Annotated in this window: 13 protein-coding genes; 5 read left to right on the top strand and 8 right to left on the bottom strand. The window is 47.0% G+C overall.

Features of this window, described 5'->3' with window-relative positions:
• Positions 1 to 73 precede the first annotated feature (73 nt).
• Positions 74 to 3,034, bottom strand: a complete 2,961-nt coding sequence (locus tag C7460_RS20290) for a TonB-dependent receptor (protein ID WP_115869973.1) — start codon at positions 3,032 to 3,034, stop codon at positions 74 to 76.
• A gap of 347 nt (positions 3,035 to 3,381) precedes the next feature.
• On the opposite strand from C7460_RS20290, the gene C7460_RS20285 reads away from it, so the two are divergent.
• Both C7460_RS20285 and C7460_RS20280 read left to right on the top strand, forming a co-directional pair.
• Positions 3,382 to 3,744 carry a BlaI/MecI/CopY family transcriptional regulator gene (locus C7460_RS20285; protein WP_115869972.1) on the top strand — a complete coding sequence of 121 codons (363 nt, stop codon included), beginning with the start codon at positions 3,382 to 3,384 and terminating at the stop codon, positions 3,742 to 3,744.
• Complete coding sequence (locus C7460_RS20280; protein ID WP_115869971.1) at positions 3,741 to 5,489, top strand: M56 family metallopeptidase; 1,749 nt, start codon at positions 3,741 to 3,743, stop codon at positions 5,487 to 5,489. The genes C7460_RS20285 and C7460_RS20280 overlap by 4 nt, the downstream gene beginning before the upstream one ends.
• 87 nt (positions 5,490 to 5,576) lie before the next feature.
• On the opposite strand, the gene C7460_RS20275 is transcribed toward C7460_RS20280, so the two are convergent.
• Genes C7460_RS20275 through C7460_RS20265 form a run of 3 tightly spaced genes read right to left on the bottom strand, consistent with a single transcriptional unit; the run spans position 5,577 to position 6,707 of the window.
• Positions 5,577 to 5,873 (bottom strand): HigA family addiction module antitoxin, encoded by a 297-nt coding sequence (locus C7460_RS20275; RefSeq protein ID WP_115869970.1) that lies wholly within the window; start codon positions 5,871 to 5,873, stop codon positions 5,577 to 5,579.
• Between the two features lie 13 nt (positions 5,874 to 5,886).
• Positions 5,887 to 6,003: a type II toxin-antitoxin system RelE/ParE family toxin gene (locus C7460_RS20270; protein WP_394340439.1), complete on the bottom strand. Its 117-nt coding sequence runs from the start codon at positions 6,001 to 6,003 to the stop codon at positions 5,887 to 5,889.
• Entirely contained in the window at positions 6,000 to 6,707 is a 708-nt protein-coding gene (locus tag C7460_RS20265; protein WP_147303034.1) for a hypothetical protein, read from the bottom strand. Before C7460_RS20265 ends, C7460_RS20270 begins: the two co-directional genes overlap by 4 nt.
• Positions 6,708 to 7,055: 348 nt before the next feature.
• Between C7460_RS20265 and C7460_RS20255 the strand changes: the two genes are divergently transcribed.
• Together C7460_RS20255 and C7460_RS20250 are read left to right on the top strand one after the other, a co-directional pair.
• Entirely contained in the window at positions 7,056 to 7,388 is a 333-nt protein-coding gene (locus C7460_RS20255; protein ID WP_147303033.1) for a hypothetical protein, read from the top strand.
• Positions 7,378 to 7,878, top strand: coding sequence for a hypothetical protein (locus tag C7460_RS20250; RefSeq protein WP_115869966.1), 501 nt, complete (start codon positions 7,378 to 7,380; stop codon positions 7,876 to 7,878). Before C7460_RS20255 ends, C7460_RS20250 begins: the two co-directional genes overlap by 11 nt.
• A gap of 387 nt (positions 7,879 to 8,265) precedes the next feature.
• On the opposite strand, the gene C7460_RS20240 is transcribed toward C7460_RS20250, so the two are convergent.
• Positions 8,266 to 8,640, bottom strand: a complete 375-nt coding sequence (locus C7460_RS20240; RefSeq protein WP_170148118.1) for a MotA/TolQ/ExbB proton channel family protein — start codon at positions 8,638 to 8,640, stop codon at positions 8,266 to 8,268.
• Positions 8,641 to 8,793: 153 nt separating this feature from the next.
• Between C7460_RS20240 and C7460_RS20235 the strand changes: the two genes are divergently transcribed.
• A complete protein-coding gene (locus C7460_RS20235; RefSeq protein WP_115869963.1) occupies positions 8,794 to 9,555 on the top strand; it encodes a LytR/AlgR family response regulator transcription factor in 762 nt (253 codons plus the stop codon).
• Here C7460_RS20235 and C7460_RS20230 read toward each other — a convergent pair.
• From C7460_RS20230 to C7460_RS20220, 3 genes are all read right to left on the bottom strand, one after another.
• Positions 9,536 to 12,265 carry an ATP-binding protein gene (locus tag C7460_RS20230; protein WP_221409592.1) on the bottom strand — a complete coding sequence of 910 codons (2,730 nt, stop codon included), beginning with the start codon at positions 12,263 to 12,265 and terminating at the stop codon, positions 9,536 to 9,538. The genes C7460_RS20235 and C7460_RS20230 overlap by 20 nt on opposite strands.
• A gap of 147 nt (positions 12,266 to 12,412) precedes the next feature.
• Positions 12,413 to 13,258 (bottom strand): prephenate dehydrogenase, encoded by an 846-nt coding sequence (locus C7460_RS20225; protein ID WP_115869961.1) that lies wholly within the window; start codon positions 13,256 to 13,258, stop codon positions 12,413 to 12,415.
• Positions 13,255 to 14,397, bottom strand: coding sequence for a pyridoxal phosphate-dependent aminotransferase (locus C7460_RS20220; protein ID WP_115869960.1), 1,143 nt, complete (start codon positions 14,395 to 14,397; stop codon positions 13,255 to 13,257). Before C7460_RS20220 ends, C7460_RS20225 begins: the two co-directional genes overlap by 4 nt.
• Positions 14,398 to 15,124 lie beyond the last annotated feature (727 nt).

Here is a 15,124-nt window from a genome sequence, read left to right as displayed (position 1 = left end):
ACGGATTAAAAAAAGCCCTCGTTCAATCCCAGTATGGATTGAGCGAGGGCTTTTTAGTTTTGTGGCAACCTCCTTAAAACTGGTATGAAACTGAAACTCTTGCCAACCTGGGAAGGATAGGCGTGCCGAGTACAGGTCTGCCCGATGCCTGATAACTTTCAATCTGCTCACGGGTAAGGCTTTCGCGATACAAAGACGCTCCCAGATAGGTAGAAAAATTGGTATAGGCTAAAGTGTTGGTCAGGTTGTCTATATCCAGATTGATGGTCATTTGGCCCAAAGCCAAACTCGCACTGGCATCAAAGGTGATAAACTGCGGAGCATACTCCACGGCATGCACATTGAAAGCACGCTTGCCCACATAATTGGCCCCGGCTCCCAGCGTTAGTGCCCCTAACTCATATTCCGCATCGAAATTCACAAACAAGTCAGGTAAATCTGCGATGGTTTTGTCTTTTAGCGTAAGCTGATACCGATCAAACAGCTCCTGATCTACAGTCACTCCCTGAGCACTTTGATAAGTGATGGAGTCTATATCATAGTACTTGAACGTATTCCATACCGGCAACTGATAGGTGCCGTTTACACGAAGCTTCAACTGATCCACGGGTTTCCAAATCACTTCGGTTTCTAAGCCATAGGTAGTGGACTCGTTGAAAGTGGTGGGCGTAAAGAACGTCTCCAGCGTAGAGGTGGTACCCAATGTGGAATAAGGAACATTTTTCAGGTTGTTGTAAAACACAGTGGAAAACAATGAAAACGTCTGTCCATTCACTTTTACACCTAGTTCGGCCTGGCGCACTTCTTCCAGCAAATCATCAAAAGAGTTCACCCCGGCAGTTTGGGGGTTGATGGCCACATTATCAAAATTGTAAACGTAGTAATCTACATCTGGTGCTTTCACCCCTCTACTTGCACGGGCAAAGCCCGCCAGCTGCTCACTAAACTTGTAGTTGAATCCCAGAGATCCAGACCAGTACAGATAGCTGTGGTCAAACTCATACTGCTGACCATTGGCATATTTCGTAGCCCCATCAAAGAAGGTAAATGGATCATTGTCCAGGCCATTCGCCAACACGGCATTAGGGAAATATGGAGGGTTTTGTGCCGACACTGGCTGAGCCGGATTAAAAGCTGGATTGGCCTGGCGGTCATCAGGGTTGTATAGTGGCGTGATGCCCGTTTCCAAAGCATTGCCGAATCCTTCCTTATGGCCAAAGTGTTTGATGTACTCCAGCCGTACTCCACCATCAATTGTAAATTGTTCGGATACTCTCCACTCTTCATTTACATACCCGGCAATAATAGCGGTATTGAGCTCACTACCCGGCAGCATAATGGGGTTCGTCAGGAAAAAACCATGTTCGTTGGTCACCTGATAGTACTGCGGACCGGAGACAGCTGAGCCATCCGCATATTCCCAACCAATATAAGGATTTGGGATACGCATCCCTACCAGCTGGTTATGGGGCTCCAACAATGCGCTGAGAAAATTGAAATTGTAGGCAAAATTGGATCGGTTATATGACGAAAAATTTCCTAGCGTAAAGCGATGATTCTCGGACTCGTGAATCAGTGAAACCTGATTGATGGCGTCCACCATAGACACGTTGAAATCCATGGCCGAAAGTGTAATAAAATTATTAGTCACATCCTCAATGACAATACTGTTGCCAGTACTTACGTCATAAAAATCCATGCCATAAGCAGCATAATCTGGAGAAGCTCCGGGTACTTCGGTAAACTGATTGATGCGTTGGCTAAGTAAACTGGCTTTCATCTTTTCGGAGATAGACCAGCCATTACCCAGCGTGTAGTCTATGTTTATGCCGAGCATCATCGACTCAGAAGCCGCCCGATCTGCGGAATTGAACGATCGCAAAGTTGGATTGCTACCCGTCGAATAATCATTGACATCCGCCGTTAACGAGGGGAAAATCGCAGAATAACGCTCGTCAAAAGACTCAAACTTCCCTCCTTCACCTACACTTTTGGTAGGTACGTTGCCATAGGTGGTATTTTTGTCGTTGAGGTATTTACCGTAAAACTTCACGATCAGCTCTTCTCCTACATAAGCCAGGTTGGCCTTTAGTTGACCTCCAGCATTGGCTACCCCATCGATTTCCCTGGGGCCGTTATCATGTCGGTAAAAGCCGCCGGCATACCAGCGCCAGTTTCGGTTCAAAGGCCCACCCATGCCCACATCTGCTCTGGACATCCATCGACCATTGTCATACAAGCCATAGGTCATGCTCGTTTCTCCACCAAAATCTACCCCTCCTGTCTTGGAGATAAAATTAAATATGCCACCTGGGGAATTGGCTGCTGTGACCGATGAACTCCCTCCTCTGATGGCCTCCAGCCTTCCCACGGTATGATCTACCCGATGAAAATAATCCGGCGCGGCGCTGTTAGATATAGTACTGATTACCGGTAGTCCATCCTCTTGCAGTGACACATAGCGAAAACCAGACCCAGACGCCTGGCCCAGCAAGTTCGTAGTTCCGGTTGTCAAGCCACGCACGATGATGCGGCTGTTGATATTTCCACTACTGTGGTCTACATATACACCGGGTACTGAAGATAGAAGCTCACCGGTACCTTGTGGCTTTCGTTTCCGTATTTCCGTAGAGTTCACCGTAGTGATAGCTACACTGGATTCCAGTTTAGACAAAGGATTAAAAGTTCCTGTCTTGATCACCTGAGTAAGTTCTAAGAGGTCATCGGTAAGCACTATGTAGAGATCTACATCTTGATCTGCTACTGTAAAAGGTACCAGCTCGGTCCTAAAGCCCACACTACTCACCTGAAAGGTATACTGCCCTTCATTCAGGTAGGGTACAAAAAACTCACCCTCAATATCTGTAGTAGTACCAGCTATAGGCCCATCGGGCAAAAGCAAAGTGGCAAAAGGAATGGGTTCTCCAGCCCCGTCTACCACCTTACCGGTGACATTGGATTGGGCATAAGAAAACATAGTGAAACACAGGCATACAAAAAGTAGCCCGAATTTGGGTTGGGTTCGGCGATTCATGGGAAATTAAAGTCTGCTAACTAAAGGTTTGGTTAAAAAAAAGTCCACTTGAATTGGCTTGTTGGTTGGCTCGGTTTAAAAAATTCTTATAGCTGACTCGAATGCAAAAGTGTATCAAAAAGAGCTATTCACCTACACTTATTTAAATTTTCATAAAAAAAACATTCATTTTTTAATAATTCATCCCAAATACAACCTCAAACCTTATCAATTCTATACCACCCTATCCTGTTTCAAATTTTCAGCACCCCTATCAACTAAACTTTTAGTTAAAATAATTTGCATTCATCAACTAAACTTTTAGTTTTGAACTAAGAATTTAGTTTTACCGGATAAAAACTAACCGAATGAAAGAACTTACCAAAGCTGAAGAAGAGATCATGCAGGTACTATGGCAGCTAGAGTCGGCCTTTGTAAAGGAGGTAATCGCAGAGCTACCAGAGCCCAAACCCGCATACAACACTGTGAGTACCATTGTGCGTATTCTGGAGCAAAAGGGCTTTGTCGGGCACGAGTCGCATGGCAAATCCTACAAATACCATCCGCTTATCACCAAGTCTGCTTATACCAAAACCTTTATGAAAGGATTTGTATCCAAATACTTCAGTGGCTCCTACCAGCAGATGGTTTCCTTTTTCACCAAAGAAGACAACCTGAGTATCAATGAGCTGGAGCAGCTGCTCGACGAACTAAAACAGCAGAAGCCATGAATTACTTCATAGAACTTGCCATCATTCACAGCATACTGGTAGCTGCCTATTGCCTACTACTCCGCCAGGAGCGGCAGTATGGCAAGATGAGACTGTACCTGCTAGGCACCACAGCACTTGCGCTGATCATACCTGCTCTCCGGCTGCCGGCCTTTTGGCAACTGTTTGAAACCAATCCCCTGCCTACGGCTACCCAAACTTACACCATGGCGCCCGCAGTGATCGCTGCCCAGTCAAACTCGAGTTTAGACCTGGCCAGCCTGGCACTGTATACCTACTGGATCGTCACGGTGCTGCTACTCATGCGAATTGGCTATAGCATCCTTCGTCTTTTCCTACTCAAAAGTCAGAGCAGTGCCGAAAGGGTCAACAACCTCACCGTACGTAAGGCACATGGCGTGAAAGGAAGTTTTACGTTTTTCCAATGGATTTTTATAGACCCCAATATTTCCGAAAAGGACGAATCATACCAACTCATACTCCAACACGAGCAAGCGCATGCTCGCCTGGGACACACTTACGACATCCTGCTGCTGGAAGTATTCAGAGCGGTATGCTGGTGGCTACCCGGGGCGTGGTTTGCACGAAATGAAATGAAGAAAATACATGAGTATCAGGCCGACGCATATGCCCTGAAAAGCTGCCCGCTCGACCAATACTCCAACGTACTGATCAGTGCTACTTTAAAAGCACATGGGATGAGCATGGCCAGCTCATTTCATGATGGTTTAATCTTAAAACGACTAAAAGCAATGAAACTGCAAATGAAAACAATCAAACCCTGGAAGCTAGGTACACTGGCGGTACTCAGCACGCTCCTGTCCATAGCGTTTGCCTGCAATGAAGAATTGGACGCAGAGCTCAAAGATATGGGCTCCAAAAGCAACATGATCTCCTTTGATCAACTCCCCGCCGATATGCAGAAAGATGTAGCGGCACTGCGAGATGACCTGGTATTCGTGGAAGTTACGGTAGAAACAACTGATGACAAAGCGCTCGACTCCAAATTAAGTGAGGTAGCAGCTTTGCAGGACATAGACCCTGAGTCTATCCACTCCATGCGGGTAGACAAGTCCAGCGCAAACGCCGGACAGATCTATCTGGCCCTGGTAAAAGATGGCAAAAACCTGGACTACATCGCTCAAAAATCCAAATCGGACGAAGAAGTCTTTACCGTGGTGGAGGAACAGCCCGAGTTTCCCGGAGGCATGACCGCCTACTATGAATTCCTGAGTGAGCAAATGACCTATCCGACTGCAGCCAAAGAAAAGGGCATCACAGGTCGGGTATATGTACAATTTATCGTGATGCCTGACGGCAGCCTGAGCGATGTAAAGGTCGTCAAAGGCGTGGACCCTCTGCTGGACGAAGAAGCAATCCGAGTGGTAAAAGCATCTCCAAACTTCATACCGGGTAAGCAACGAGGCAAAGCGGTAAAAGTACGCATGGTGCTACCGATCATTTTCGCTCTGGGTGATGGTGCTGTAGCCAACCAAGAGGACACGCCCCAACCAGAAAAACCCAATATGAAAGTAGATGCCGAACATACCGATGGCAAGTGGATAGGCACGGTGTATGGGGAAGACAACCAGCCCCTCGCTGGCGTCAACATCATCGAGCAAGGCACTACCAATGGCACGGTTTCAGATCGTGACGGGTCCTTTTCCTTAGAAGTCTCCAAAGGGGCGAGTCACCTGGTGCTCAGCCATGTGAGCTATCATACCGCTCGGGTGGTGGCGAAATAACATCACTGGAATACAGCTATAATTGGGGTGGCTCACTTAGGTGAGCTGCTCCTTTGGTTTGTAGCTGGGTGTTCATGGCTCATATTTTCACAAAGTTGTCGCTACCTTTTCTATTGTTTCTAGTTCGTCAGTCTTTCTGCCAAGTTCCTCCTCAATATCATAATCATCTTGAAGCCCAAGCCAGAATTTCGGAGTTGTTCCGAAGTACCTACTCAGCCTTAAAACTGTGTCAGCAGTTACGCGTCTGTTCTTTTTCAGTATTTCGCTCACTCTTGTTTGGGGAATATGCAGATCCTTTGATAATCGATAAGCAGAAATTCCCATAGGTCGCAAAAATTCCTCTGATAAAACTTCGCCTGGATGTATGTTCGGTAGCTTTTCCATATGCTATATTATTCTAGTGACAGTCAACAATTTCAACATTATTAGCATTTCCTTCTTCCCATTGGAAAATAATCCGCCATTGGTCGTTAATTCGGATACTGTAGAAGTCTTTTAGATATAGGCTTTTCAGTTCTCCTCCCAGCCGTTCTCGATATACTTAGGGGTAGGGGAAAAATCACCGGATCCAATATCTAAATCACCTGATTCAGGAATTCGAAACTCTCCCCAGTTACAAGTTTTACTGTTTCCAGATGAGTAACTTGTCCAAGCTCCAATATATGCGTTGTTCATATAGGAATCTGAGAAACCTCCAATTGCATCATATTTAATTTGGCCATCAGTTGTTAAATAGAACTGAGTTCGAAGTTGACCGCTGAAAAAGCCTGTCCATTTTTGATTTCTGTTTTCAAAGAATTGATATGAACAAACAACAGTACCCCTATGAGTTACCTTGTTCATGTCCACCAAATAGTCTGCACCTTCGAAAATTTGTCCACGTTCCGTTATTTGGGCTGAATCGATTTTTATTTTTCCTAGAAATGAACATCTATTACCTTTTACTTCTGAATATCCTCTCACATAGTATATTAAAGGGTTAAGATGGTCTTTAACCACCTCATCAATTTGAATGTAAATCCTCTGGTAATTATCACCAATAAATCCACGAAAATCAGGTCGCTCGGTTGTAAAGAAATCCGTTTCATCAATGTCAGTTGTTCCACCGGATGTCCATATGTTGGATAGGTCATATTCTTTGATTTTGTTCAATCCGTTCTGTTGTCCACTAACAATTCCGGAGATAAAAATCATGCAAGCTAATATGAATGTTCTCATGATGAGGCTTTTGTCTAACGATCTACTATCGGTTAGTGTACCCAATGATGGCAGGTATAGCTAAAATAGCTGAAGTGCGCCACAAGCACAACAGTTTCCAAGTGGCACTGCGTTCTGAAAGTGAAAAACCCTGCGAGCTGAAGTCAGTAGAAAGCACTGACCTTTCTCAGCGACTGATTCATGGTGAAGCTCGCCCTGAAGCCAGTAAAGAGGCAGTTAGGCGCATTCATTCTAGCGATTGTTGGTATTCGTTTTAATTTTCTTTACTTTTTTGTTTAAATAGCGTAAGTTTTTGACCTGTCAAACTATAATGGTGTTTCATTCGTTGTTACGATGAATGCTAAAGCAATGGAAACTACAATAGACAATCCTATTAAGAGAGTTGATTCAGAGGCGTTGGATAATGCTTATAAAGTAATTCTTGAGTCGCTTAAAGAGGTTGCTCGAAAGAACGAACTTTCTGATGAAGAGATCAATTACCTCTCTGATTTAATTAGAGAATCATACTTAAGACGTAAGTCTACCCTATTTGTTAGAAGCTACTCTGATGAATTAAGTAACTATTTAAAGCATGCGTTTAGGTTTGCTCTCAATCAAGAATCTGATGAAAGTCAGATTAGTGATTACACCAAACTTTTTTATTACAAAAGCAAAAAGCATTCAATAGCAAGTGACAAATAAGCCTACCCCTAAGAAGAAACAAGAAGAGAGTGAAGAATCGACCACTCCAGCGGTTCCGGTTCCAGGTAAAGTAAATCAGATTTTACAGGAATTGGAGATAATGTCACTTCACAAAGGTTCAAGAGGTAATATTGATTTGTCGGAGTTCGATAAAGATCAGAAGGACAAACTTCTAGATTTGATGGCTAAAAATGAAGACAATGCTATCAAGTTCCACACGGAAAGAACAAACGCAATTAAGGAAATTGAGTTAGCAAGAATTGCAAGTTCTGGCACTAACAATAAAACATTGAGGTATGTACTTGTTGGTAGTCTTTTTCTTGTAGTTGGCTTGACAGTTTTAATCTTGCTATTCAAAGAGAATTATTTCATTCCTTGGTTAACCTTTCTTACTGGTTTTGTTGGGGGTACTGGTGCTCCAAGAGCTATTAACTCACTGAGAAAGTCAGATAAATCTGAAAATCCGATTCAGTCTGAATCTGGAGAATAATGAATACCAACATCCAAATATAGTAGCACTCATACCCTATATCTGGCTTGCCCCTCTAAGCTATTTTCATTCTCCATCAAACCATTTCTTGCCACATGAACACAAACCGGTAAGCCAATTGTAGGTGCTTAGGGTAGCATCCCCCAGAAATATGGCTAGCCCCATGAATAGAACTAAAAAAACAAAAGATTCGCGATACTCCAAAAAAAACACTAGCGCATAAAAAAAGCCTGTTTGCGTTCCAAACAGGCTTTTCAATTCCCAACCAAGAATCCTTTTTATTTCCCAACCACGGATTCTTAAGGCTAAAGTAGCAACTCCCCCAGCACGAATGACCGTTACTCGGTGAGTGCCCCTATTCACTCGTTGAGTGGAGCTGCTTTTCCGCTATTGTTTTTTGGCAACAGCCGAAAGCCCCAGGTATACCAGCAGGCAAAGCACATAGCAGATCAGCCCCCAGATGGTGGTAATCGACGACACCTTCAGCCCACCAGCTAGCATGGCCGGTGACACAGAGCCCATCTCCTGAATGGCCTCAAAGGCACTGTATAGCCCAATCATCTGCCCCAGTACGCCCAGCACGAGCGCCAAAAGGCCTATGGATTTTACATACGATAGCCGCAGGAGTCCTTTGGCAGCTTCCTCACCGCCTCCAAAAATGGCAAAAGCATTGACCGTAGCCACAATCAAAGCAATTAAAAATGTAAGCGTAATCAGGCCCATAAAGAGCGGGCCACCCATGACAAATAATTCAAACATCATCGTGTAAATTAAAGTGAAACAAATAACTGTCCCAAAGGTGGCTGGAGCACCCTCCGCAGGCAAGGTAGAAACCGGCGGCAAACCTGCAGTTCGTCGATATTCGCTGTTTAGTTCGCTGAAAATGCCCAAATTCGAAGTAAACATTAGCAAATCATGCGCATTGCTCCTCATGTGATTTTTTGGACTCTGGTGACGTTTTTTCTCACCATCGCCTTTGGCCAATCCAATGGCCGGTATATAGAAGCTTTCTATTTTGTGGCGCTGCTGCTACCCGTAGCTTTGGCCACGTCTTATTTGTTCAACTATTTTCTGGTACCGCGCTACCTGCTCCCGCGCAACTATTGGAAATTTGGCCTGTACTTGCTCTACCTGATCATCCTGTCGTTATACCTGGAATTGGTCGTCCTTATCGTGGCACTCATCATTTTGGCCAATTATCATTTTACAGCTTTGAACCCCGCCTCTACCAATGTGGTGCTGCTCACCATTACGCTGTACTGCATCGTATTTGCGCAAGCGTTTATCCTGCTGATCCGGCGCTACCGTCAGCAGCAGGCCACACTGGATTCCCTGCACGAAGAACAGCAAAAAAACCAACAGCAAACTCTCGTGGTATGGTCGGACCGAAAGCAGGTGCTACTCACACTTACGGCGATTGTGTACATCGAAAGCCTCGCAGATTATGTGAAAATCCATCTGAATAGCGGAAATACGGTGATCACACGCGAAAAGATCAGCAAACTGGCCGAGCAGCTTCCCACGCAGTTTTTACGGATCCATCGCTCCTACCTGGTCAATACAGACCATGTAGCCGCTTTTGACCGGGAGTCTGTAAAAATAGCTGAGCAAAATTTACCTATCTCACGCACCTACAAGGCGCAGGTGATGGCAGCACTCACTGCTCCTTCAGAATAGCCGTTGGCTTTCGCCCAAAGCGCTTTTCGAACAGGGTAGAAAAATAAGAGGCTTGTTTGAAACCCAAAGCGGAAGCCAGCTCTGCGGTGCTTACGTACACTTTGTTTTCAGCCAGTTCGATGGCTTTGTTGAGCTTTATTTCCTGAATAAATCGATTGGGCGTGAGTCCGGTATGTGCCTTGAGGTATCTGTACAGCTGGCGCTCACTCATGGCGGCTGCATCTGCCAGCCGCAGTACGTTGAAGTGGCTGTCATCCAGGTTGGCCAGCACCTCTTCGCGTAGCCTGGAGAGCATGCGGTCTTCATAAGAGACGTGTTCGTCGGCATCTTCCTGATGGGCCACTCTGCTCAGGTAGTTTTCATACAGGTTTTGTACGCGGATGATGAGCTCCTCAGGGTCAAAAGGTTTCATCAAAAAGTCATCGATACCTATCCTCAAGGCCTCCTTTCGCATTTCGGTATCGGACAGAGCCGAAAGGTGCACAAAAGGTATGTGCTTCCATTTGGCATGTGCTTTTACCTCCTTCAAAAACGAAATACCATCCATCTCCGGCATCATCACATCGGATATAATGAAGCGCACGGACTTTTCTTTCAATACCTCTAGCCCCTGTAGTCCATTGCCCGCTTCCAGTACCTCAAACTGATCCGCCAGGAGTCGGCCGATATAGCTGCGCATGTCAGAGTTGTCTTCTACTAGCAGTAGCGTAGGGTTGTCAGCAGTAGACGGCAAGCGCACTTCTTCGTTTGGCGCTATGGTGGTTTGGTCCGGTGCTGCTTTCACCTGGCTGGTCACACGGCTGGCCGGCAGAGCTAGCCTAAAAGTGCTCCCCTTTCCTACCTCACTGGTGACCGACAGTTCTCCTTCGTGCATCAGGGCAATCTCTCGCGAGAGAGCCAGACCAATGCCTGTGCCTCCACTGGCCTCCACATTGGGGTCCGACGACTGGTAAAACCGCTCAAAGATATAGGGCAGGTCTTCCTTGCGGATGCCATGGCCACTGTCTTGCACTGCCACGATCACCTCCTCCTCAAAGCGCCTTACCGACACCTGCACATCTCCTCCTGCCGGGGTAAATTTCAGTGCATTGCTGATCAGGTTGATGAGGAGCTTGGTCAGCTTATCACGATCGGCCTGCAAGGCCACCTCATCGCAGATATCCACATGCAGACTCACGCCCAGCTGCACCGCACGAGATTCAAAACCCTCTACCAGATGCACGACCAGTGCTTTTAGGTCGACTACTTCTTCTCTGAGTGCCATTTTGCCAGCCTCCAGCTTGGAGAGGTCCAGTATTTCATTGACCAGCCCCGTCAGGCTGTTGGTATTGCGATCTACCAGTTTTAGGTCCTCCCGCACTTCGCCAGGCAGGTCATAGTTGCTCAGCACCCGGCGTATAGGCCCGGCAATGAGCGTCAGCGGTGTGCGCAGCTCATGGGCCACGTTTACAAACCACCGGCTCTTGGTGGCGTTTACATTTTCCACCTGATCAACATGCCGCTGAATTTCATCGTTTTTGACTCGCAGAAGCGCCTCTGACCGCTTGCGCAAAACATATCCTCTATAGACCAAAAAAACGATCGCCAGCAGCAGCACAGCCATCATTCCCATTATGAAAAGATTGCGCTCCTGCCGCTCTACCTGATAAGTAGCCTGCTGCAACTGCTGGTTTTTCTCGGCTAACTCACGCTCACTTTTTTCCGTTTGGTACTGCGCATTGATCGTCTCTATGAGCTTAGTATTTTCCAGGTTATAGAGAGAGTCGCTCTCCGCATGAAGGGTCTTGGCCACGTGGTAGGCGTCTTTGTACCTGCCGGTAGCATAGTAGATCTGCTCCAGCTTATCATAGGCATTGGTCCTTAATTGTTCGTTTTTGATCTTTTGTCCTATCTCCAAAGCTTTCAGAGCATACTTTTCGGAGGCATTGTAGTTAGGCCCAAACCTCAAGTGATGCGCTGCCAGGCATTGATAGTAAAAACCTGAGTCTTTTAGATTGACGGTTTCTGCGCCCATTTTCAGGGTATACTCCAAAGACTTTGCTTCGTTTCCTTGAAATCTGTGCGCTATCGCTACACCATGAAGGATGCTCCTAAGCCTTCTTGAATAGCCTATAGATCGCGCCAACTCTTCAGCCTGAAGGTAATACTCAAAGCTTTTCTCGAAATTACCTTCTTCGCTATAAAGCCCTCCTAAATTATCAAAAACCGCCGCTTTCAGCTTCCAATGCTCCAATTCTTCCGCCAACTGCAAGCACTCTTCGTATAGTTTGATGGCATTTTCGTGGTTGCCCAGATAGTCGTGGTTATTGGCCATGCGGCGAAGGACTTCTACATAGCGAATGGAATCTCCCGCTGCTTGAAAATCTCTCATGGATTGCTGTAGCAGTTCCACCGCCCCTGCCCGGTCGCCAGTGTTCATTTTACACTCAGCACGCAGCCAGCGAAAACGCCCCAGCAGCTGCTGGTCAGCTATTTTTTTGGTAAGGGGAAAACTGGCCGTCAGCAGCTCTTCGAGTAGTGGATAGTCGTAGCGATAATAGGCCTGATCTGCCATCGTGAGCAGGGTATCGAGCGTTTCTTCAGCACTTTGTGCACCTCGCTCATAGGCGGCAAGCCACTCATCCGTGGAGGTGGCCTCCTCCTGGGCCCACAGCATACATGGAGTGCACAGCACGCAGGTCAGTATGCAAACAGCAATAAGGTTTTTCAATAGCATGTACATTAATAAGGCAGTGTAAACGAAAGATAATCAGGACTCACTACTCAAGGCCTGATCCTATCAAAAAAATTAAACGAGCCCTCCGAAAATACCAGATTTTAGGGATACAGTTCCCCAAAAATATCAGAAAAATACAATTTAGTCGATCACCTTTTTGATCAGTCTCCCCTGCTCTAAAAACTTCAACACTTCGTCGGATCGGTTTTCTTTGAGCATGGTACGAAACGCCTGGGCCTGGTCCAAAAAGTCATCGAGGGCTTCCAACACTTTGTCTTTGTTTTCCATGAATATGGGCGCCCACATCTCCGGCGAGCTCTTGGCCAGCCGCACGGTGGAGGCAAACCCAGAGCCAGCCAGCTCCAGGATGATGTCGCCATCTTTTTCTTTCTCCAGCACGGCATTGCTCAGCGCAAAAGAGGTGATATGGCTCAGATGAGAGATGTATGCCAGGTGACGATCGTGCGCATGGGCTTCCATGCTTTCCAGCTGCATCCCGATTTTTTCGGATGCCATACGAAAAGATGAGGTAAGGGCAGCATCTGTTTCGTTTTCGTTGCAGAGGATCATCAGCTTGCCATCAAAAAGCGTATCAAAAGCAGCATCCGGGCCACTGTATTCCGTGCCAGCTATGGGATGGGCCGCCAAAAACTGTGATCGGTTGGGGTGGGTGGCTACTGCATCGCAGATGGTGCCCTTGGTAGACCCAAAGTCAATCACGCCCTGCCCGGGTTTTAGCTGATCCAAAATCCCTGGTAGCAGCTTCACAATAGCATCTACAGGGATGGATAAGATGATCCAGTCTGCCCACGCTATGCCCGCCTCCATGGTATCAAACTTCTGATCGATAATGCCCAGAGCTATGGATTTGTCCAGGTTTTTCGGATTTCGGCTATAGCCACCCGCAGCGGTCAGCAGGCCGTGTTTGCGCATAGCCAGAGAAAAAGAGCCGCCTATCAGCCCTGTACCTATAAATAATACCTTCATGCGATTCTACTCATTACTTCCTGCAGCACTTCTTCGGTGGAGCACAGCGAAATGCGAATATAAGCCTTACCCTGCGTACCAAAAATAAAGCCTGGTGTGACAAAAACATCGTGTTCGTAGAGCAGCCGGTCGCTCAGCTCCTCTCCCGTACCGGAGGGAACTTTGCCCCACACAAACATGCCTGCCTGATCCGTCTCATAGGTACAACCCAGCGCTTCCATAATGGCACAGGCCAGCCCCCTGCGCTTGCGATACACCGCATTGAGCTGAGCAAACCATTCCTCCGAAAGCTGAAGAGCCTGCACGGCAGCTTGCTGAATGGGCTTAAACATGCCCGAGTCCATGTTGCTCTTGATCTGCAATACGGGTGCTACCAGCTCCGGCTTACCCATGAGCCAGCCTACGCGCCAGCCAGCCATGTTGAAGGCTTTGGACAGTGAGTTGAGCTCTATGCAAACCTCCTCAGCCCCTGCCACAGAAAAAATACTCTGTGGAGTATCGTTGAGCACCAGGCTGTAGGGATTGTCATGGCAGAGCAGCAGTCCACGCGCTCGCGCAAAAGCTACTAGTCGCTCCATACACCCTGAAGATGCTACCGTGCCCGTAGGCATGTGCGGATAGTTGATCCACATGATTTTTACTTTGCTGGTATCCAGCCGGTCTAGCCACTCCCAGTCGGGCTCCCAGTTTTGATTTTCCTGTAAGGGATAATACACCGGCTCACCACCCACCATTTTGGTGACTGAGGTATAGGTGGGATACCCCAAAGAGGGCACCAGCACCTGATCTCCGGGATTGAGGTAGGCCAGCGAAATGTGCGTAATCCCTTCCTTGGAGCCCATGAGCGGAAGCACCTGTAGTGCCGAAGTGTCTACATGATAGTAGCGCTGGCAGAAGCCATGCACCGCGGCATGCAGTGCTGCGATTCCCTGATACGGCTGATAACCATGCGCATCGGCAGCATCTACGCCAGACTTTAGCGTAGCGATCACCTGCTGGGGAGGCTGCTGGTCAGGACTCCCAATGCCCAGGTTGATCACAGGCTTACCTGCCGCTATTAGCTGGCGTATTTCTTTGAGTTTCTTCGAAAAGTAGTATTCAGAAAAGTGCTTTAACCGCTCTGCGCGCTCTATTGTCATCGTAAAAATCCAATTTGAGCACTAAGAGAACGAATCATCGCGTTTTTGCCAAGTTTATCCTAAAAATCAGCGAATAATTCATGACCATGGCTGTATCACTACCTGCCATACCACCTATCTACGCCTCCATGGCCATCTTTCTCGCTCCATGACGATTAGTTCACCGCCATGGCCCACCTGGCACCCGCCATGGCTACCATGGTTAGTAAAATACTAACATGAATAGCGCACAATGAGGCATGGAAGTGAGAAAATAGACCATGGAGCACATATTACTACCATGGTTAGTAAATAATGAGCCATGGAGGGGATAAAGTCAGGCATGGAAGCTGGTTGGTCGGCATGGGGCGAAAAAGAAGGACGGGAATGGTGAAATAACGCCCATGTTGGCCTTGTGACCAACAGGTGGATGTAGATCATTGGCAAATCGAAGAACAATATCACAGGTAGTCCTGGATTGGATAGCTGTAGGTGACAACACCTACAGCGGCAGGAAGACTTAGTTTGCGTAACTGCAGGTGATAACATCCAAAGCCATGACATGAAAGAAAGGAGTGTCACCTTGAGCCCGCCTGCTCGCTACACCGATAGGCGAGCTTGCTACGCCGGAGGCGAGCCTACCGGAGTTACGAAGGCATGGTCGAAAGGAGTGTCACCTTGAGAAGTAACAGTTTTGCAAACCGCACAAAATGAGATGACGTTTAATACTAGAGCTGCGCAATATGTC

Origin of the sequence: Marinoscillum furvescens DSM 4134 (genome assembly GCF_003386095.1) — a bacterium.
Lineage (GTDB): Bacteria > Bacteroidota > Bacteroidia > Cytophagales > Cyclobacteriaceae > Marinoscillum > Marinoscillum furvescens.
Note: the sequence above shows the minus strand (reverse complement) of the source record. Positions and strands in the feature narration are given on the sequence as shown.